The 19,554-nt window shown below is 72.6% G+C and carries 19 protein-coding genes; 13 read left to right on the forward strand and 6 right to left on the reverse strand.

From position 1 onward, the window contains the following. Positions 1-37 precede the first annotated feature (37 nt). From ACZ55U_RS05350 to ACZ55U_RS05375, 6 genes are all read left to right on the forward strand, one after another. On the forward strand, positions 38-388 hold the full coding sequence (locus ACZ55U_RS05350; protein WP_380703461.1) for a hypothetical protein: 351 nt from the start codon (positions 38-40) through the stop codon (positions 386-388). Between the two features lie 165 nt (positions 389-553). Further along, positions 554-1,378: a hypothetical protein gene (locus ACZ55U_RS05355; protein WP_465522656.1), complete on the forward strand. Its 825-nt coding sequence runs from the start codon at positions 554-556 to the stop codon at positions 1,376-1,378. Beyond that, the gene (locus ACZ55U_RS05360) at positions 1,368-2,651 is read left to right on the forward strand and encodes a hypothetical protein (protein WP_465522658.1); all 1,284 of its coding nucleotides are present in this window, start codon (positions 1,368-1,370) and stop codon (positions 2,649-2,651) included. The genes ACZ55U_RS05355 and ACZ55U_RS05360 overlap by 11 nt, the downstream gene beginning before the upstream one ends. A 7-nt stretch (positions 2,652-2,658) precedes the next feature. Then, on the forward strand, positions 2,659-4,248 hold the full coding sequence (locus ACZ55U_RS05365; RefSeq protein ID WP_465522660.1) for an SCO6880 family protein: 1,590 nt from the start codon (positions 2,659-2,661) through the stop codon (positions 4,246-4,248). A 53-nt stretch (positions 4,249-4,301) separates the two neighbouring features. Continuing rightward, positions 4,302-5,651 carry an ATP-binding protein gene (locus tag ACZ55U_RS05370; protein WP_465522662.1) on the forward strand — a complete coding sequence of 450 codons (1,350 nt, stop codon included), beginning with the start codon at positions 4,302-4,304 and terminating at the stop codon, positions 5,649-5,651. Positions 5,652-5,882: 231 nt separating this feature from the next. Beyond that, positions 5,883-7,682, forward strand: coding sequence for a bifunctional metallophosphatase/5'-nucleotidase (locus ACZ55U_RS05375; RefSeq protein ID WP_465522664.1), 1,800 nt, complete (start codon positions 5,883-5,885; stop codon positions 7,680-7,682). A gap of 94 nt (positions 7,683-7,776) precedes the next feature. Here ACZ55U_RS05375 and ACZ55U_RS05380 read toward each other — a convergent pair whose 3' ends face one another. The 5 genes from ACZ55U_RS05380 to ACZ55U_RS05400 form a co-directional block, all read right to left on the reverse strand. Next, positions 7,777-9,270 (reverse strand): sensor histidine kinase, encoded by a 1,494-nt coding sequence (locus ACZ55U_RS05380; protein ID WP_465522666.1) that lies wholly within the window; start codon positions 9,268-9,270, stop codon positions 7,777-7,779. Next, positions 9,267-10,037, reverse strand: a complete 771-nt coding sequence (locus ACZ55U_RS05385) for a response regulator transcription factor (RefSeq protein WP_465522668.1) — start codon at positions 10,035-10,037, stop codon at positions 9,267-9,269. Before ACZ55U_RS05385 ends, ACZ55U_RS05380 begins: the two co-directional genes overlap by 4 nt. Before the next feature lie 79 nt (positions 10,038-10,116). Then, on the reverse strand, positions 10,117-11,373 hold the full coding sequence (locus tag ACZ55U_RS05390) for a S1C family serine protease (protein WP_465522670.1): 1,257 nt from the start codon (positions 11,371-11,373) through the stop codon (positions 10,117-10,119). A 115-nt stretch (positions 11,374-11,488) separates the two neighbouring features. Beyond that, entirely contained in the window at positions 11,489-12,547 is a 1,059-nt protein-coding gene (locus ACZ55U_RS05395; RefSeq protein ID WP_465522672.1) for a LacI family DNA-binding transcriptional regulator, read from the reverse strand. A gap of 127 nt (positions 12,548-12,674) precedes the next feature. Further along, the gene (locus tag ACZ55U_RS05400; protein WP_465522674.1) at positions 12,675-13,406 is read right to left on the reverse strand and encodes a response regulator transcription factor; all 732 of its coding nucleotides are present in this window, start codon (positions 13,404-13,406) and stop codon (positions 12,675-12,677) included. Between the two features lie 730 nt (positions 13,407-14,136). Between ACZ55U_RS05400 and ACZ55U_RS05405 the strand changes: the two genes are divergently transcribed. The 7 genes from ACZ55U_RS05405 to ACZ55U_RS05435 all read left to right on the forward strand — a co-directional run bounded on the left by ACZ55U_RS05405 (position 14,137) and on the right by ACZ55U_RS05435 (position 18,906). Further along, a complete protein-coding gene (locus ACZ55U_RS05405; RefSeq protein ID WP_465522676.1) occupies positions 14,137-14,430 on the forward strand; it encodes a MoaD/ThiS family protein in 294 nt (97 codons plus the stop codon). 5 nt (positions 14,431-14,435) lie between these two features. Then, the gene (locus tag ACZ55U_RS05410) at positions 14,436-15,866 is read left to right on the forward strand and encodes a hypothetical protein (protein ID WP_465522678.1); all 1,431 of its coding nucleotides are present in this window, start codon (positions 14,436-14,438) and stop codon (positions 15,864-15,866) included. A 178-nt stretch (positions 15,867-16,044) separates the two neighbouring features. Further along, positions 16,045-16,779, forward strand: a complete 735-nt coding sequence (locus ACZ55U_RS05415; RefSeq protein WP_465522680.1) for an LmeA family phospholipid-binding protein — start codon at positions 16,045-16,047, stop codon at positions 16,777-16,779. A 236-nt stretch (positions 16,780-17,015) separates the two neighbouring features. Next, on the forward strand, positions 17,016-17,096 hold the full coding sequence (locus ACZ55U_RS05420; RefSeq protein WP_350517234.1) for an Ms5788A family Cys-rich leader peptide: 81 nt from the start codon (positions 17,016-17,018) through the stop codon (positions 17,094-17,096). Between the two features lie 233 nt (positions 17,097-17,329). Next, positions 17,330-18,166 (forward strand): sulfurtransferase, encoded by an 837-nt coding sequence (locus ACZ55U_RS05425; RefSeq protein ID WP_465522682.1) that lies wholly within the window; start codon positions 17,330-17,332, stop codon positions 18,164-18,166. Positions 18,167-18,205: 39 nt separating this feature from the next. Continuing rightward, positions 18,206-18,496, forward strand: coding sequence for a DUF1416 domain-containing protein (locus ACZ55U_RS05430; RefSeq protein WP_030288989.1), 291 nt, complete (start codon positions 18,206-18,208; stop codon positions 18,494-18,496). Positions 18,497-18,633: 137 nt separating this feature from the next. Continuing rightward, positions 18,634-18,906, forward strand: coding sequence for a DUF3099 domain-containing protein (locus ACZ55U_RS05435; RefSeq protein WP_465522684.1), 273 nt, complete (start codon positions 18,634-18,636; stop codon positions 18,904-18,906). A gap of 3 nt (positions 18,907-18,909) precedes the next feature. On the opposite strand, the gene ACZ55U_RS05440 is transcribed toward ACZ55U_RS05435, so the two are convergent. Then, positions 18,910-19,272 (reverse strand): DsrE family protein, encoded by a 363-nt coding sequence (locus tag ACZ55U_RS05440; protein WP_380701892.1) that lies wholly within the window; start codon positions 19,270-19,272, stop codon positions 18,910-18,912. Positions 19,273-19,554 lie beyond the last annotated feature (282 nt).

Consider the following 19,554-nt stretch of genomic DNA (forward strand, 5'->3'; position numbering starts at 1 on the left):
GGCCCTTGAATTTGCCTGATCGGGCGGTGAGATGGAAATGAAGCTGAGCAGCGTGCACACCTATGCGGTCGGCCACCTGGCCGAGGACCCCCCCAAGAAGCCGAACATCGACACCATCATCGGCGGGATCGCCCCGGACTGGGGCCCGTTCGCCACCCTCGGGTCGGAGGCCCGGGTGATGGTCGAGGTCATCATGGCCGTCGCCATCCTGGTCTGCCTGGGCATCGCGGTCTGGGGTGCCGCCAAGCAGCGGATCGGCGCGACCGCGATGCGCGACAGTTTCGGCGCCGAACAGGGGAAGGGGCTGATCGTCGCCGGGCTGACCGGCGTGTTCATCATCGGATCGCTCGGCACTCTGTTCACCATTGTCTACGGCATGGCGGTCTGACGATCCGACAGCTCATCCGATCTGTCTGAGGCCCGGGCCCCGTCCTGACCCCTCCGGTCGGCCGGCCTGCCAGGAGTCCACCCCCGTTCCCACCCTCCGTCCGCGCCATCCCCGGGCGGAGGGCCCCGGAGCCGCCCCCCGGCTCCCCGCACCAGGAGGGCCGCCGTGCCGTTGTCCGACGACCAGCCGCACACCCGTACGCGGCTGCCGGTCGGCGAACAGCCCTTCCCCCAGCCGAGCTACCGTCAGTCCCGTCCGCTGCGCGCGCTGCTGACCGTCCTGGTGGTCGTCACCCTGCTCGTGGTCGCCATCGCCATCGCCAACCGCGTCACGCCCGGCACCGGTTCCGCCGGCGGCGGGGGCGGCTCCGCCGACCGGGCCGTGCCGAGCGCGGCCTCCGGCGCCGGCCCGGCCCCCAGCGGCGACCAGCCCGTCGGCACCACCGTCAACGGCATCCCGACCGGCTTCCCGCACACCGACCAGGGCGCCCAGTCCGCGGCCACCAACTACGCGGTGGCGATCGGCTCCGCGGACATGTTCCGCACCGACAGCCGCCACGGCATCATCGCCACCATCGCCGACCCGGGCGCCCTGGCGGGGCTCCAGAGCCGGCTGGACCAGGGCTTCGGCGGCGACACCGTCGCGCGCTACGGCCTCGACGCCCAGGGCCGCGCGCCGAAGGGCCTCACCTTCGTGAGCCGTACCGTCCCGGTCGGTACCAAGACGGCGGGCTACAACGACGGCGACGCCAAGGTCGAGGTGTGGTGCACCGGCCTCACCGGCCTCGCCGGCGAGCGCTCCGTCCAGCCGGTGACCACCAGCTGGTTCACCCTCACGCTCTCGCTGCACTGGACGGGCAGCGACTGGAAGCTCACCGACTTCACCAGCAGGCAGGGCCCCGCGCCGATGCCCGGAGACCAACAGGCAGCCACCGCCGACGAGATCACCGGCGCCGTCCAGCAATTCGGGGGGTACCACTTTGCGCGTTGACCAGACTTCACGCCGTGCCGGCACACGTCGGCGTGCGGGCGTTCTTGTCGGTGTGCTGGCCACCTTGCAGGTGGCGGCGCTGTCGGCGGCCCAGAAGGTGTTCGCCGAACCCTCGCCGACAGCTACGCCCACCTGCCAGAAGGTCGATCTTCCGATCCCCGGCAATGAGGCGGGTTGTGCTCCTGGGGGAGCAGTTGTCATCCCCGGCAGCGGCACCGTGGGGGCCGTGACCGATCCGCTCGGGTCGTTGGCGAAGAGTTGTGCGCAGGCCGCCGCGTGGGTGGTGCGGAACCTGTCGGGGGCCATCGACGGGACGACGCAGGTGGACTTCACCAATGCGTCGTTCCTGCAGCAGTACGCCGTGGTGTTCGCCGTGTCGACGGTGATCACGCTGGTGCTGTGGCTGCTGGCGGTGGCGAAGCGGGCGGTGCGGGGGGCGCCGCTGACGACGGCGTTCTCGGAGGCGATCGGCTTCCTGTGGCTGACGGTGGTGGCGTCCGCGTTCACGCCGCTGATCCTGTACACCGTGGTGAGCGTGACGGACGGGCTGACCAAGGCGATAGCGGTCGGGACGAAGACGGACACCGGGTCGTACCTGGGAGGGTTCGCCGACACCCTGGAGAAGGGCGACGTCGGCGGCGGTCCGCTGATCCTGGTGCTCGTGTCGCTGGTGGCGGTGCTGGCGGCGGCGGTGCTCTGGATCGAGCTGCTGATCCGGGCGGCGATGCTGTACGTCGGTGCGCTGCTGGGGACGGCGGTGTACGCGGGGCTGGTGGACCGGCAGCTGTGGAAGCACGTGCGGCGCTGGGCGGGGGTGATGCTGGCGGTGGACCTGGCGAAGCCGATCATCGTGGTCATCCTGGGGCTGGCGGGCGCGGTGGCGACCGGGGCCGGGGCCGACGACGACTTCGCCCGGGTGCTGTCCGGGCTGGCGATCCTGTTCCTGTCGATCTTCGCGAGCGCCGCGGTCTACCGCTTCGTGCCGGGCTTCGGCGACGAGATGCTGAACATGCGCGGGGCCCGGGCCAGCGCCGTGCAGGCCGGATCGGCGATGATCAACGGGACCGCGAACCTGATGAAGCAGGGCATCACCACCCACGGCGACCGCGGTCCGCAGGCGGCCGGCGGGGGTGGCGGCGGTGGAGCCGGCGGTGGTTCGATCGCGCCGGGCATCGCCGCGCACGCGGGCCGGACGCCGGCCCCGCCGCCGCAGGCCGGGCCGCCGTCGGGCCCGGTTCCGATCCGCGACAGCAATCCAGCGAAGGGAGGGTGACGGGTAAGTGAGCAGTGAACCGCTCGGCCAGTACGGTGCCCAGTACGCCCAGCCGTACGTGCACCAGCGCCGCACCTACCTGATCGGCAAGGCCCGCCCCAACGCACCGATCGGCCGGAACCGCGAGTCCGGCGAGATCATGCTGATCATCTTCGGGGCCTTCCTCGGCATGCTCTGGGGCCTGATGATGCCGATCCTGCCGCTGCGGATCGGCGGGCTGGTCGGTCTGCCGGCGCTCGCCATCGCGGCGGTGTACGTGCCGTACCGCAAGCGGACGTTCTACAAGTGGGTGGAGATCAACCGCACCTACCGCCGGACGGTCCGCAGCGGGCGGGCGGTGTGGCGTTCGGACGTGATGGACGCCGGCACCCGGCTGGACGGCCGGGAGGTGGAGATCGGCCCGCCGCCCGGGGTGGGGCGGCTGCGCTGGCTGACGGCGCCGTTCGGGCCGGACGAGGTCGGGGTGCTGATGCACCTGGAGCGGCGGACGGTGACGGCTGCGATCGAGATCGAGGGCCCGGGCGTCGGGCTGCGCGACTCCGAGGACCAGGAGGCGCTGGTCGACCGGTTCGGGACGCTGCTGAAGCACGTCGCCAACGGCGACGGCTTCGTGACCCGGTTGCAGATCCTGGCCAGGACCCTGCCGGCCGACCCGGACGCGCACGCCAAGGATGTCGAGCGCCGCGGTGACCCGAACTCGCCGCGCTGGCTGCAGGACTCCTACGACCAGCTCCAGTCGATGGTGTCGACCTCCTCGGAGCAGCACCGGGCGTACCTGGTGGCCTGCATGCACTACACCCGCGACCTGGCCTCCGAGGCGCACGCGATGGGCCGCAGCGTCGACGGGCAGCGGGCCGGGGGGCGGCGCGCGCGCGACGACGAGGGGCTGGCGGCCGTGATGGCGCGCGAGCTGACCGACATCTGCGCCCGGCTGGCCGAGGCGGACATCCGGGTGCGCCAGCCGCTGGGCCAGGCCCGGCTCTCCTCGCTGCTGCACTCGATGTACGACCCGGACCACCCGATCGACCACATCCAGGCGATGTCCCGGCGCAACGCCTGGCCGGCCGAGCTGGACGCGACCAACCCGCAGTACCTGGCGGCGAAGACCCGGGAGTCGGCGACCCGGGAGCCGTGGTGCCACGCCACCGCCTGGATCAAGGAGTGGCCGCTCACCCCGGTGGGCGTCAACTTCCTGGCGCCGCTGCTGGTGCACACCCCGGACGTGATCCGGACGGTCGCGGTCACGATGGACCTGGAACCCACCGACGTCGCGATCGAGCGGATGCTGACCGAGAAGACCAACGACGAGGCCGAGGCCAGCCGGGCGGCCAAGATGAACCGCACGGTCGACCCGCGCGACCTGGCCCACACCGGCCGGGTGGACCAGCGCGGCGACGACCTGGCCTCCGGCGCGGCCGGGGTGAACCTGGTCGGCTACATCACGGTCTCCTCGCGCAACCCCGACGCGCTGGCCCGCGACAAGCGGACCATCCGGGCCTCGGCCGGCAAGAGCTACCTCAAGCTGGAGTGGTGCGACCGGGAGCACCACCGGGCCTTCGTCAACACCCTCCCGTTCGCCACCGGCATCCGCCGCTGAGCGAGCGGCACGTCCGTACGTCCGTCCACCGCTGACCCGTCAGGAGGCCGCCCATGGCGCTCGGCAACCTCACCGAGGCGTTCACCAGCCTGATGTTCGGCAAGGTGGAGACCACCCGCCTGCCGGTGCGCACCTCCACCGGCCAGGCGCAGGCCGTCTACCTGCCCACCGCCGCTCCGGGGCTGGGCGACTCCGGTGTGATCATCGGGCGCGAGGTGTACAGCGGGAAGGGGTACGTGTACGACCCGTTCCAGCTGTACGGGCAGCAGCTGCCGGCTCCGCACTGGCTGGTGCTCGGTGAGTCCGGCAACGGCAAGTCGGCGCTGGAGAAGACGTACGTGCTGCGGCAGTTGAGGTTCCGCGACCGGCAGGTCGTGGTGCTGGACGCACAGGGCGAGGACGGCGTCGGCGAGTGGAACCTGATCGCCGACGCGCTGGGCATAAAGTCGATCCGCCTCGACCCGATGTCGGCCCGGGACGGCGGGGTGAAGCTCAACCCGCTGGACCCGGCGATCACCCAGACCGGCCAGCTGTCGCTGCTGCGCACCATCGTCGAGGTGGCGATGGGGCGCGGGCTGGAGGAGCGGGCCGGCTTCGCGCTGAAGGCCGCCCACGCCCACGTGGTGGCCTCGGTGAAGGGCCGCCAGCCGGTGCTGGACGACATCATCGACACCCTGCGCAACCCCGACCTGTCCTCGGTGGAGTCGCTGGGCGTGGCGGTGGACGAGGTGCAGTCCTGGGGACTGGACGTGGCGCTGGTGCTGGACCGGCTGGTCGACGGCGACCTGCGCGGCATGTTCGACGGGTCGACCACCGAGGGCATCGACCTGGACGCGCCGTTGATCGTCTTCGACCTCTCGCACATCGACCGCAACTCGATCGCGATGCCGATCCTGATGGCGATCGTCGGGGTGTGGCTGGAGCACACCTGGATCCGGCCGGACCGGAAGAAGCGCATCTTCCTGGTCGAGGAGGCCTGGCACATCATCAACAGCCCGTTCGTGGCCCAGCTGTTCCAGCGGCTGCTGAAGTTCGGGCGCCGACTCGGCCTGTCCTTCGTCGCGGTGGTCCACCACCTGTCCGACGTGGTGGACGGCGCGGCGGCCAAGGAGGCGTCGGCGATCCTGAAGATGGCCTCCACCCGGACGATCTACATGCAGAAGGCCGAGGAGGCGCGGGCCACCGGCCGGGTGCTGGGCCTGCCGCGCTGGGCGGTGGAGATCATCCCCACGCTCTCGCCGGGCATCGCGGTCTGGGACGTCAACGGCAACGTGCAGGTGGTGAAGCACATCATCACCGAGGCGGAGCGCCCGCTGGTCTACACCGACCGCGCGATGACCGAGGACGCGGTGGCCGAACGGGCGCGTGCCGAGCGGCAGTTGGCGGCCGAGCCGGGGGTCTGACGGTGGCCGGCTCCGGGGCCTGAGGGGAGGCCGGCCCGGGGGCCGAGGGTGGCGTCCGCACGGTTCGCGCACCCGGCGGACGGCGACGGTTCGTCAGTAGGTAATCCTCTTGTTACGTCCGACGTCCTGACGGGCTACGCGCGTTGACCTTAGGCTTCGCAGTCGCAACACATGCCCGAACGCCGATGCTGTCCGCAGCCGGTGCTCCTCCGAGGTGCAGGGGAACCCTTCATGCTCACCGTCAGATCCCGACGGACGGCGCTCGCCGTCGTCGCCGCCGCAGGTCTGTTCGGCACGGTGGTCGTGCCGACGGCCGCCCAGGCCGCCGACGTCGACGCCAAGCGCCACAAGACCGTCAACCTCCAGCTGCTGGCGATCAACGACTTCCACGGCAACCTGGAGCCGCCGGCCGGTTCGTCCGGCACGATCAAGGAGATAGACCCGGCCACCGGCAAGGAGGTCTCCACCCCGGCCGGCGGCATCGAGTACCTGGCCACCGAGCTGCGCAAGGCGCGCGTCCCGGCCGACGACTCGATCACCGTCGCGGCCGGCGACATCATCGGCGCCAGCCCCCTCACCTCGGCGCTGTTCCACGACGAGCCGACCATCGAGGCGATGGACAAGCTCGGCCTGGACGTCACCTCCGTCGGCAACCACGAGTTCGACGAGGGCGCGCAGGAGCTGCTGCGGATGCAGAACGGCGGCTGCCACCCGACCGACGGCTGCTACGAGCCCGGCCGCAAGTTCAAGGGCGCCAACTTCAACTACCTGTCGGCCAACGTCACCGACGAGAAGACCGGCAAGCCGCTGCTGGCCCCGTACTGGGTGACCAAGTCCCAGGGCGTGAAGATCGGTTTCATCGGCGTCACCCTGGAGGGCACGCCGAACATCGTGACCGCCGAGGGCGTCAAGGGCCTGAAGTTCGCCAACGAGGTCACCACGATCAACAAGTACGCCGCCGAGCTCAAGGCCAAGGGCGTCAACTCGATCGTCGCGCTGATCCACGAGGGCGGCTACCCGGCCGGCAGCGTGTACAACTACGACTGCGGCGCGGCCGGCCAGGGCATCTCCGGCCCGATCGTCGACATCGCGCGGAAGATCGACCCGGCGGTCGGCGCCATCGTCACCGGCCACACCCACAACGCGTACGCGTGCAGCATCCCGGACCCCAACGGCGTCCCGCGCTCGGTGACCAGCGCCGCCTCCTTCGGCCGGCTCTTCACCCAGATCGACATGAAGCTGGACAAGACCACCGGCGAGATCGTGCGTCCCTCGGTCAAGGCCGAGAACCACGTGGTGCGCCGCACGGTCGCCAAGGCGCCCGACATGACGGCGCTGGTGGACCACTACTCCAAGCTGGCCGCCCCGATCGCCAACCGGCCGGTCGGCTACATCGCCTCGGACATCAACGGCCGTGGCAACGGGGACCCGGAGAAGCCGCTCGGTGACGTGATCGCCGACGCCCAGCTCGCCGGGCTGGCCCCGGCCGACAAGGGCGGCGCGCAGGTCGCCTTCATGAACCCCGGCGGCATCCGCTCCGACCTGGTCTACAAGGCCTCCGGCGCCGAAGGGGACGGCGTGGTGACCTACGGCGAGGCGTTCACCGTCCAACCGTTCACCAACATGATGCAGGTCAAGACGCTGACCGGCGCCCAGCTGATCCAGCTGCTCCAGCAGCAGGTGAGCGGCTCCAACGCGGCGGCGCCGAAGATCCTCCAGGTCTCGGCGAACCTGCACTACACCCTGGACATGCGCAGGACCGGTGCGGACCGGGTGGTCCTGGACTCGATCCGGCTGAACGGCGCGCCGGTCGACCCGGCCGCCAAGTACCGGGTCGCGGCCAACGAGTTCCTGGCCGGCGGCGGCGACGGCTTCCCGGCCTTCGCGGCCGGTACCGACAAGCTGGTCGGCGCTTCGGACCTGGACGTGTTCGTGGACTACCTGAGCGCCCACAGCTCGGCGGCCTCGCCGCTCCAGGCCCCGGCGCAGGACCGCATCAAGGTCATCGGCCCGGGGGCCGACCTCGACTGAGGTCGAGCCGGCGGTAGCAGGGGCGGGTGGGGCGCTGTCGGGGCGCCCCACCCGCCCCTCCGCCGTTCCGGGCTCGCGTCACTCCGGGCTGCCGTCACTCCGGGGCGGGGCCGCCGGGCAGCCGGACGGTGGCCAGGGCGCCCGGACCGCCGTCGGCGGCCGGTCCGAGCGTGACCTCGCCGCCCGCCTCCCGGACGCTCTGCGCGACGATCGACAACCCGAGCCCGGAGCCCGGCAGTTGACGGGAGGACGGGGAGCGCCAGAACCGGTCGAAGACGTACTGGAGCTCGTCCGGCGGGATGCCGGGGCCGTGGTCGCGGACGGTCAGCACGCCCTGGTGGAGCCGGACTTCGATGGTGCCGCCGGGCGGGCTGTACTTGACCGCGTTGTCCAGCAGGTTGATGACCGCCCGTTCCAGCCCGGCCGCGTCGCCGTGCACGTACCAGGGCTCGGTCGCGGTCTCGAAGACCAGCCCCGGGCCGCGCAACTCGGCCCGTTCGACGGCCCGCCCGGCGATCTCGTGCAGGGCGACGACGGTCAGTGCCGGGCCGCTCTTCGGGGTGTCCGGGCGGGAGAGCTGGAGCAGGTCGCCGATCAGCACGGTGAGTTCCTGCATCTGCGCCTTCATGTTGCCGAGCAGCTTGGTCTTGGTCGCGGCGGGCAGCGGGCGGCCGGTGTCGTTGCTGCGGATCAGCAGGTCGACGTTGGTGCGCAGGGAGGTCAGGGGGGTGCGCAGCTCGTGCCCGGCGTCGGCGATCAGCCGGGTCTGCCGCTCGCGGGAGTTGGCGAGGGCGGTGCTCATCGAGTTGAACGAGGTGGAGAGCCGGGCGATCTCGTCGTCCCCGTGGACCGGGATGGTGGTGCCGACCTCCTCGGTCCGGGCGATGTGCTCGACGGCGTCGGTGAGTCGGTCGACGGGCTTGAGGGCGGAGCGGGCGACCAGGCGGCCGGCCACGGCGGCGAGCAGGATGCCGCCGACGGACACGGAGACGAGGAGGATGGAGAGGTTCTGGAGGGAGTCCTCGATGGGCTGGGTGGGGGTGGCCACCATGACGACGACCGGCGCCGTGTACCGGGGGTCCATGGTCAGGCGGACCAGTGCGGGGTCGCCGTTCGTGTAACGGCCCTCCCGGATGACGGACTGGCCGACTTTGAGGTTGAAGGCGGCCGAGTCCTTTGGCTCGATCACGATCGCCTTGGTGGCGCCGGGAGGCAGGCAGACCCCTCTGCCGAGTGCGAGGAGCTGGGTGTCCCGCGGGGCGGCCACGGCGCTCTCCGACAGGTTGCCGCCGGGTTGGCGTTCCAGGGCGTGTTCCGGGGTGTCGTAGCAGGCGAGGGTTTTTGCCGGGATGCCCAAGGGCGCGCCGGCGAGGTCGGAGCGGACCTGGTCGTACAGCTGCTTCTCGACGATGAACCAGCACGCCAGCGCCGACAGCGCGATGGCCACCGCCACCGCCGCCGCGCTCAGGAAGGTGAGCCGGCTGCGCAGCGAGCGCGAGCGGTACCAGTGGACCAGGCGCTGCCGGCGGCCCGGCCTGCGGGGCGGCGTCAGCGGTGGCGCCAGCGGTGGGGGCGGAACGTTGTTCACGCGCCGGAGCCCGCGGCCGGGCGCAGGGCGTAGCCGACGCCGCGTACGGTCTGGATGAGGCGGGGCATGCCGCCCTGCTCGGTCTTGCGGCGCAGGTACATCACGTACACGTCCAGGGAGTTGGAGGACGGCTCGAAGTCGAAGCCCCAGACCGCCTTGAGGATCTGCTCGCGGGTGAGGACCTGGCGGGGGTGGGCGAGGAACATCTCCAGCAGCATGAACTCGGTGCGGGTGAGTTCGATCGGCTTGCCGGCCCGGGTGACCTCGCGGGTGGCGGTGTTCATCCGCAGGTCGGCGAAGGCGAGCACCTCGCTCTCGTCCTCGGCGGCGGCGCGGGCGGCGGCCTCGGCGGCGAGGGCGTTGCGGCGCAGCAGGGCGCGGACGCGGGCGAGCAGTTCGTCGAGTTCGAAGGGCTTGGCGAGGTAGTCGTCGGCGCCGACGTCGAGTCCGGTGACCCGGTCGCCGACCGCGTCGCGGGCGGTGAGCATCAGCACCGGGACGGTGTCGCCGCGCGAGCGCATCCGGCGGACGGCGGTGAGGCCGTCCATCCGGGGCATCATGATGTCCAGCAGGACGAGGTCGGGCCGGTCGCGTTCGACGGACTCCAGGGCTTCGTAGCCGTCGGTGGCGGTGGCGACCTCGTACCCCTCGAAGGCGAGGCTGCTCTCCAGGGCGTCCCGGAGGGCGGGTTCGTCGTCGACCACGAGCAGCCGGGCGGAGGGGTGGCCGGCCTCGGCGGTGGTGCGGTCGTCGGCGGACGGGGTCATGGGCGGGTGCCCTTTCTCGTCGGGGTCTCGTCGGCTGGAGGGCCTGCTCGGAGCAATTGTCCGTCTCAGGGGGTGTGGCTCACAGGCTCTGGCCGGCTTCGAGCTTCGGCAGGACCTGCTTGATGTCGTTGATCGGGATGGCGAAGCCCAGGCCGACGCTGCCGGCCTCGCCGCCGCCGGAGGAACCGGAGGCGCTGGGCGCGTACATCGCCGAGTTGATGGCGATGACCTGGCCGTTGGCGTTAATCAGCGGGCCGCCGGAGTTGCCGGGGTTGAGCGCGGCGTCGGTCTGGAAGGCCTTGTAGGTGGTGCTGCTGCCGTTGCCGGGCTGCGGGGCGGTGCCGCGCAGGCCGGGCAGGAAGGGGAGGCCGAAGCCGCCGTTGCCGCTGGTGCTGCCCTCGTCGAGCTGGACGGTGACGTCGCGGTTCTCGGCGCTGATGATGCCGGAGGTGACGGTGCCGGTGAGGCCGTCGGGGTTGCCGATGGCGACGACCGGGTCGCCGATCTCCACGGCGGCGGAGTCGCCGAGGACGGCGGGGGTGAGGTTCTTCGCGCCGGTCGCGGTGATCACGGCGACGTCGAGGGACTTGTCGGTGCCGGTGACGGTGGCCGGGGCGGTGGAGCCGTCCTTGAAGGTGACGGTGATCCGGCCGCCGGCGGCCGCGGTGTCGATCACGTGGTAGTTGGTCAGGATCCGACCGTCGGTGTTCAGGACGACGCCGGTGCCGGTGGCGGTGCCGTTGCCGGACTTGACGGTGATCTGGACGGTGCTGGGCGAGACCGCGGCGGCGATGGCGGGCACGTCGGCGCCGCCGTCGGTGCGGGCGGAGACCGGGCTGGCGATGGCGCCGACGTGGGTGTCGGTGCCCTGCCGGTCGGCCGCGACCAGCCCGCCGGTGACCCCGCCGAGCACGGCGGCGACCGCGGCGACGGCGGTGACCAGGGCGAGCCGGCCGCGCAGCAGTCCGCGCCGGGCCCGGCTGCCGTGGTTGCCGGGGCCCTCGGGGGCGCCCGGGCCGGGGATCGTGGGCGGCTCGGGCGGGGTCGGCGGGATCTGCGGCGGTCCGTCGAAGCGGCCGCCGGAGTGGTCCTCGCGGTAGCCGTACCCGGCCGGGGCGCCGCCGCCGGCGGCCGGGCCGCTGCCGAGCACGGTGCCCTCGATCACCCGGGGGGCGTGGGACCGGTAGGGGCCGTCCTGTTCGCCGGTGCCGTACGGGGCGTGGGGGTCGTACGAGCCGTGGGCGTCGTGGGCGCCGGGGGTCCCGTACGAGCCGTACCACTCGTGGGGCTCGTTCGTGTCGTACCGCTCGCTGGGGTGCTGCTGCTGTCCGCTCATGTCGAACAAGCTCCGCCCGGCGCATGAGGAGTGCATGAGAACCGGCTCAGAAGGGGGAGAGAAGCCCGTTGGGTTCTCATAAAGCCTGGTCAGGCCGCCTGCCGAGCGGAAGCGGCTACTCCGGTACGGATCGGGCGGGGGCGCCGCCGCCACAGCCGCAGGAGCGGCGGATGACCAGCCGGGACGGGAAGGTGCGGACCCGTTCGGTGTCGGAGCCCGGCACCATCAGCGAGTCGTCCAGCACCAGGTCCACCGCGGCCCGGGCCATCGCGTCGCGGTCGGAGGCGACGGTGGTCAGCGGCGGGTCGGCGAGGGCGGCCTCGGGCACGTCGTCGAAGCCGGCCACCGCGAGGTCCTCCGGGACCCGCAGACCGACCTCGCGGGCGGCCCGCAGCACGCCGATCGCCTGGTCGTCGGTGGAGCAGAAGATCGCCTGCGGCCGGTCCGGCGAGCGCAGCAGGCCGAGCGCGACGTCGTAGGCGCCGTAGCGGTGGAAGGGCGCGTCGATCAGGTGCGGTTCGGTGGGGATGCCGTGCGCGTCCATGGCGCGCTGCCAGCCCTCGACGTGGTCGATGACCGGGTCGCCGGGGGCGGGGGACTCGACCGGGCCGCCGAAGCAGGCGACGTACGGGTGCCCGTGCACCTCCAGCAGGTGGCGCACGACCGCCTCGGCGCCGGCCACGTCGTCGGTGACCACCGCGACGTCGTCGATCGCCTCGGGCCGGCGGTGCAGCAGCACCACCTTGGCGCCCTCCATCGCGGCGAACTCCTCGGCGGCGCGCTGCGAGGGGCCCTGGCTGACCAGGATCAGGCCGGAGACCCGCATCCCGAGGAAGGCGCGGACGTAGTGCACCTCGCGGTCGTCCGCGTAGTCGGAGTTGCCGATCAGCACGAGCTTGCCGCGCTCGGAGGCGGCCCGTTCCACGGCGTGCGCCATCTCGGCGAAGAAGGGCTGGCGGGCGTCCGGGACGACCATGCCGATCAGGTTGGTGCGCCGGGAGGCCATCGCCTGGGCGACGCTGTTCGGCCGGTAGCCGAGCTGCTCGATCGCCGCGAGGACCTTCTCCCGGGTCGCGGGCGCGACCGGGCGCGGCCCGTTGTTGATGACGTAGCTGACGACCGCGGTCGAGGTTCCAGCCAGCCGGGCTACATCGTCGCGCGTCACTTTGGCCACGGGGGGAGTCTACGCGTGTGGTCCCAGGGGCGGCAGCGGGCCCTGGGGCCCCGGCGCGACCGGCCGACGGGCGGCGCGGGACGAACCGGACAAGCCGGGCGGGAGGCGCTCCGCCCGGCTTTCGGCGTCACGCCTCCAGCGGGGCCGAGGGGCGCGGGGAGAGCTCCGGTCGCTCGCCCTTCTCGGGCTTCTCCGGGACGACGAAGCGGTAGCCGACGTTGCGCACGGTGCCGATCAGCTGCTCGTGCTCCACGCCGAGCTTGGCGCGCAGCCGCCGGACGTGCACGTCCACCGTCCGGGTGCCGCCGAAGTAGTCGTAGCCCCAGACCTCCTGGAGCAGCTGCGCCCGGGTGAAGACCCGGCCGGGGTGCTGGGCGAGGTACTTGAGCAGCTCGAACTCCTTGAAGGTGAGGTCGAGCGCCCGGCCCCGGAGCTTGGCGGAGTAGGTGGCCTCGTCGACCGAGAGGTCGCCGCTGCGGATCTCCATCGGGCTGTCGTCGGCCGAGACCTGGAGACGCCCCAGGGCGAGCCGCAGCCGGGCCTCGACCTCGGCCGGGCCGGCGGTGTCCAGCAGGACGTCGTCGATGCCCCACTCGGCGGTGACGGCGGCCAGGCCGCCCTCGGTGACCACCAGGATCAGCGGGCAGCCGATGCCGGTGGAGCGCAGCAGCTGGCAGAGGCTGCGGACCTGCGGCAGGTCGCGCCGGCCGTCGACCAGGATGACGTCCGCACTGGGCGTGTCCACCAGGGCCGCGCCCTCGGCGGGGGCCACCCGGACTTGGTGCAGCAGCAGGCCGAGTGCGGGCAGCACCTCGGCGGAGGGTTGCAGCGCATTGGTGAGGAGGAGGAGAGAACTCATACCCGGTGGTCCCCTTTCCGGGTCGTCGCGGTCGCTTGACGGCTGCCGCCACAGCCGGATGGCGCAAGTGCTGAGGGGGATGCGAGGGGGACGGTTGCCCGCGGCGGACCGGGGGAGCGGACGGCGTGCACGGGGCGACGGCGGGCCCGCCGGGGGGCTGGTGACCCCTGGCGTACCGTTCCTGCCCTGTCCATCACCGTGAACCCTCCGGTCTTTTCCGGTGCCGGGTGGCGGCCCGGTGCCGGGTGGCGACGCCCCGGCGGGCCGGGGCGCGTCGAGGTGCCGCGTCAGGCGGGGTGGTTCCTGCTGCGCGCCGGGGGTGGGCCGACGAATCGCAAGAACGTCCGTACTGGCGTCCTGGAAGCACAAAAGGACCCGGGGGCGACTCTGCCCGGATCCCTCATGGTGGTCGAGGATAGCCGACCGGGCCGTGGTGCCGGGAGTGCGGGAATCCGGCGGTTCGTACAATTCGGGCACGTGTCCGGTGAGGCTGGACACAGCTTCGTGCACCGCCCCGGGGCCCGCCGGTGGCGGTCCGGTGGGAGGCCGGTGGACGCTCCGTGCCCGTCCGGCCAGGGCGATTGCCCCTCGCGGTGGCGGACACGCCATCATGGGACGCGCATCGTCGGTACTGTTCCGGGTCCATCGTTCGGGTGGTCGCAGGGCCGCCGCGGTGGCGAGCCGGACCGGGGCACCGGGGCCGGGCGAGACGACGAGAAGGGGTGGCCCGATGAGCGCGACCACCGAGCCCGCGAGCGGCGCCCGGGTGCGCGGGACGATCCGCTACTGGGCGGCGGCGAAGTCCGAGGCCGGGCTGGCCGAGGAGCCGTACGAGGCGGCGACCCTGGCGCAGGCGCTGGCCGCGGCCAGGGCGCGGCACGCCGACCGGCCGAAGTTCGTCCGGTTGCTCGGGCACTGCTCGTACCTGGTCGACGGGGCCCAGGTGGGCGGCCGCGACCACGCGTCCGTCGCCCTGACCGAGGGCGGGACGGTCGAGGTCCTCCCGCCGTTCGCGGGAGGCTGAGCGGCGTGACGGACGTGAACAACCCGAACCGGCGGGACGACGGCGGCCACGGCGAGTGGCCGCAGCAGGCCCAGGCACCGCAGCAGCACCGGTACCCGCAGTACCAGCAGTACCAGCAGCCGTACCCGCCGCAGCAACCGCACTTCCCGCCGCAGCAGCCGGGCCACCAGCCGCCGTACGGCTACCCGGTGGACGACGCGGCGGCGACCGCGGTGCTGCCGCCGGTGCCCGCCTTCGACGATCCGGCCGCGACCACCGTGCTGCCGCCGGTTCCGACGGTGGGCGGCGACGCCGAGGCGACGGCGCTGCTGCCGCCCGTGCCGCCGCTGGACGACGCCGAGGCCACCGCCCTGCTGCCGCCGGTGGTGGTGTCCGGTGCGATGCCGACCGCGCCGCCGCCCCGGCAGCCGCTGCACCGGCACCAGCAGCCGGTGCAGCCCCAGCCGGACCCGACGATGCAGCACCGGCACCAGCAGCCGGTGCAGCCCCAGCCGGACCCGACGATGCAGCTCCGGCAGCCGCCGCAGCCGCAGCCGCCGTCCCGGGCCCGGCACGCGGCCCCGGCGCCGCAGCCCGCCCCCGTGCGGCAGCCGGCCGAGGCCTTCGACCCGCCGACCATGACCCTGAAGCGCCCGGTCGCCCCCGGCCCGCTGGGCGCCCCCGCCGCACCCCCGTACGCGGCCGTCCCGCCGCAGGCCGTTCCGGCGCCGCCCGTGGGTCCGCGCGGCCGGACCGGCTCGCCGATCATCGAACCGGGCCTCCAGCCCGCCCTGATCACCGCCGGCGTGGCCGCGCTGCTGGCCGGTGGCGCCGCCCTCGGGCAGGTCGCGCTGGCCCTGGTGGTCGCGCTGCTCCAGCTGCTGACGGCGGCCGGCTGGTTCCGGCTGAACGGCATGTGGCCGGCCCGGCAGGGCATCCTGCTCGCCGCGCTGGCCGGGTTCACCGCCGACGCGGCGGTGCTGCTGGCGGACTCCGACGGCGGCGTGGCGGCCGTGGTGGGCACCCTGGGCGGGTTCTTCCTGCTCGTCCTGGTGCTGCAGACGTTCCGCCCGTCCGACCCGAAGGAGCGGTTCTACGCGCTGACCGTGCTCGGCTCGGCCACCGTGGTGACGGCGCTGTGCACCACGCTGCTGCTGGCCGACTGGGTGCCGGCCGGGGTGGGCGCGGTGGCGCTGGCCACCCTGCTGGCCGCGGCGCCGCTGCCCGGCCCGAAGCAGCTGGGCCCGGTGCTGGGCCTGGCCGCGGCGGTGGCGCTGGGCCTGCTGGTCGGGGCGCCGGTGACGCTCGGCGCGCTGGCCGGGCTGGGTGCGCTGGTCGGCCGCCGGGTCGCCGCGTACGACTTCCCGTCCCGCTTCGTGCACATGACGGCGGGCGTGGCGCTGCCGCTGGCCGTGGCCGCGCCGCTGATCTGGCTGGCCACCGACCTGCTCGCCTGATCCCGCTCCCGTCCTCCGGGCCCGTCGGGGCCCTGGTCCCGCCCCGGAACCATGTCCCGGGGCGGGACGTCGTACGGTCGTGCGGGAGCGGGCGCGTCCGGCGTCCGCCGCACGACGGCGAACGACCCACTGCGGACGATCAGGAACGACCGGCGACCGGCGACGACGGGAGACAGCGATGCGCGGATGGCTGAAGGCCACGATCGGCCTGGCGGTGCTCTGCGGCCTGCTGGTGGGCGCCGACCGGATCGCCGTCGGGGTGGCCGAGGACGAGGCCGCCGACCGGATCGTGAAGAGCGGCCGGATGAGCCAGCGCCCGGACGTCTCGATCGAGGGCTTCCCGTTCCTCACCCAGGTGCTGTCGATGAAGCTGGACGACGTCCGGATCTCCTCCGACGGCCTGACCGTCGGCGACGGCAGCCACCAGGTGGCGCTGCACTCGTTCAAGGCCAAGCTCTCCGGGGTCAAGGTCAGCGACAGCATGAGCAGCGCCACGGTGGCCGGCGGCACCGGCAGCGGGGTGATCTCCTACCCGGACCTCGCGCAGCTGCTGCCGCCCGCCTCGCAGCTGCTGCACGGGACCAAGCTGCCGGTGGGCGGCAACTCCCGGCTGACCCTGGCCTACGCCGGGCCGGGCAAGGTCAAGGCCTCCCTGGGGCCGCTCGCGATCGGCGAGGGCAACGTGCGCAACAAGGGGAACACCGTCACGGTGGACGGCTTCCAGCTGAGCTCGCTGGCGGGGATGGTGGCCGGGTTCAGCGGCCAGCAGCTGGAGCCGATGAGCTTCACCCTGGACTCGCTGCCGGCCGGGCTGAAGCTGGCCGACCAGGAGGGCGGGAGCGGCGGCGTGACACCGCTGCCGGAGGGCCTCCAGCTGACCTTCGACGGCAAGGACGTCAAGCTGCTGGGCTGATCCGCGTCCGGCCGGCACCCCGCCGACCGGGCTGCCGAATCGTTCCGCTCCGCGAGACGCGCTGTCCAGCGCGGGCCGCGGAGCGGTGTCGTTTCCGCCCCGGGGGCGCCTCCGGAGGGCCCCCGGCCGGGCCCCGGCGGGTCGGGGCGAGCGCTAATCCCACGATCCGGTCGTTTCGATCCCAGTATTCGATACGCTGATGACAGCGGGCCCACGGTGTCCCTAGCATCGTCGGCATGAAGCGACAGACGGACCTCACGAAGCGGCGGGCGGTAGACCTGTGCCGCGTGGCCGCCTGTCTGTGTCGAATGCGCTGACTCGGCATCCCGGCAGGGCAGTTGACGCCCGCCGCCGATCTTCCCGGCGACCGCGTCCGGCTCTGTGAGCGGGCCGTCGCCGATGTACTCCGCAGTTCCCGGCCCGGCCGTCGGTCCGTCCTCCTCGTCCCATCATTCGGACGGACTTTCGGACCGCACCCGCCCGGGCGCCCCTTCAGCACCTCCCTGAGCAGCACCTTCCGCACAACCGCCCTCGGATGGAGAACACCACCATGAGCCGCAGCGACGTCCTGGTCGACGCCGACTGGGTCCAGGCCCACCTGGACGACCCGAAGGTCGTCATCGTCGAGGTCGACGAGGACACCTCCGCGTACGAGAAGAACCACATCCGCAACGCCGTCCGGATCGACTGGAAGCAGGACCTCCAGGACCCGGTCCGCCGCGACTTCATCGACCAGGCCGGCTTCGAGGCGCTGCTCAGCGCCAAGGGCATCGCCAACGACGACACCGTCGTCCTGTACGGCGGCAACAACAACTGGTTCGCCTCGTACGCCTACTGGTACTTCAAGCTGTACGGCCACGGCGACGTCCGCCTGCTGGACGGCGGCCGCAAGAAGTGGGAGCTGGACTCCCGCGACCTGGTCGTCGAGGTGCCGACCCGCCCCGCCACCGAGTACAAGGCGCAGCCCGCCGACTCCTCGATCCGCGCCTTCCGCGACGACGTGATCGCCGCCATCGACAACCTGAACCTGGTCGACGTCCGCTCGCCCGACGAGTTCTCCGGCAAGCTGCTCGCCCCGGCCCACCTCCCGCAGGAGCAGTCGCAGCGCCCCGGCCACGTGCCGAGCGCCCGCAACATCCCGTGGGCCAAGAACGCGAACGACGACGGCACCTTCAAGAGCGACGACGAGCTCAGGGCGCTGTACGAGGCCGAGGGCATCGACCTGGCGAAGGACACCATCGCCTACTGCCGCATCGGCGAGCGCTCCGCGCTCACCTGGTTCGTGCTGCACGAGCTGCTCGGCCAGGAGAACGTCAAGAACTACGACGGCTCGTGGACCGAGTACGGCAGCCTGGTCGGCGTGCCGATCGAGCTCGGCAGCAACTGAGCCCCCGGCTCGACCCGTAAGTCAGAAGGGAAGACAGACATGTGCGGTGCGAAGGCCGGCGGCCCGGACCTGGCAGGAGTTGACGTGGCGAACGAGACGATCATCCAGGGTTCGGTGACCCGCGACGGTGAGCCGGTCAACGGCTACGTCCGGCTGCTGGACGAGAACAACGAGTTCACGGCCGAGGTGCCCACCTCGGCGACCGGCCAGTTCCGGTTCTTCGCCCGCCCGGGCAAGTGGACCCTGCGCGCGCTGGTGCCGGGCCAGACCGTGGACCGTCAGGTGGTGGCCTCCCAGGGCACCGCCGTCGAGGTCGCGATCGCGGTCTGACCGGGACCGACCCGGTCCGACCCGGTCCGACCGGGATCGACCGGGACGGACCGGGCGAGAACCACCGGGAGCCGGAGCGAACCGGTTCCGGCCGAGGGCCCCTGCCGAGCGGGGGCCCTCGGCCGTACCGTGGAGGGGTGCAGGCAAGACGGCGGCGTCGCTACTACTTCGCCATGATGGGCGTGTGCCTGGGCCTGTTCGTCCTGGCCTGGGGCGTGGTGCGGTTCTTCTCGGTCGGCGCGGCGATCGGCATGTGCGTGGTCGCGATGGTGATCCCGCCCGCCGCCGCGGTGTTCGCCAACAAACGGGACCCGGACGACGACTGGTGGGACGACCCGCGCTGGGACGACCCCAGGTGGGACGAGCCCGGCCACGACCGGGACCGCCCCGACCACGAGGAGCACCCGTAGGCGTCAGTACACGAGCGCCTGGACGCCGTCCGCCATGATCTCGCTGACGAAGACCTGGGCGCCCGCGATCCGGACGCCCTCGACGGTGTCCTTCTGCTCGATCCCGCGCCGGACCGCGCACTGGGTGCACAGCGTCACCGAGCCGGCCGCCAGGATCGACTCCAGCAGGTCCGGCAGCGGCGCCGCGTGCGGCAGCTCGAACTCCGCCGCGCGGCCCGGCAGGGCGAACCAGGAGGACTCCCCGGTCAGCCAGAGCGAGACCTCGATCCCGCTGGCGACGGCCACCGCCGCCACCGTGAACGCCTGCGAGCACCGCTCCGGCGCGTCCGCCCCTGCGGTGACCTTGATGACCAGTTTCTTCGACATGGCGCCACCATAGAGCGCCCGCCGCCGCGCCCGTCCGGCATCCCCGGAACCCTTGGGCAAAGCTTGGGCAGCCCGCGGGAGGACGGCGCGGACGGCGACGTGGTGGGGCTCACCGCGAGCGCCCGGAGGCCGCCGGATAGAGTGAGCGGAGCAAAACCCACCACACTGTCGCCGCCTGGGAGCCCCCCGTGTCCGGTCTGGAAATCTTCTTCGACGGTCTGCTGGCCCTCATGGCCGTGCTGATCACCTGGTTCGCCATCTTCTCGGTGATGAAGCTGTACC

This window comes from Kitasatospora sp. NPDC034533, assembly GCF_055575155.1.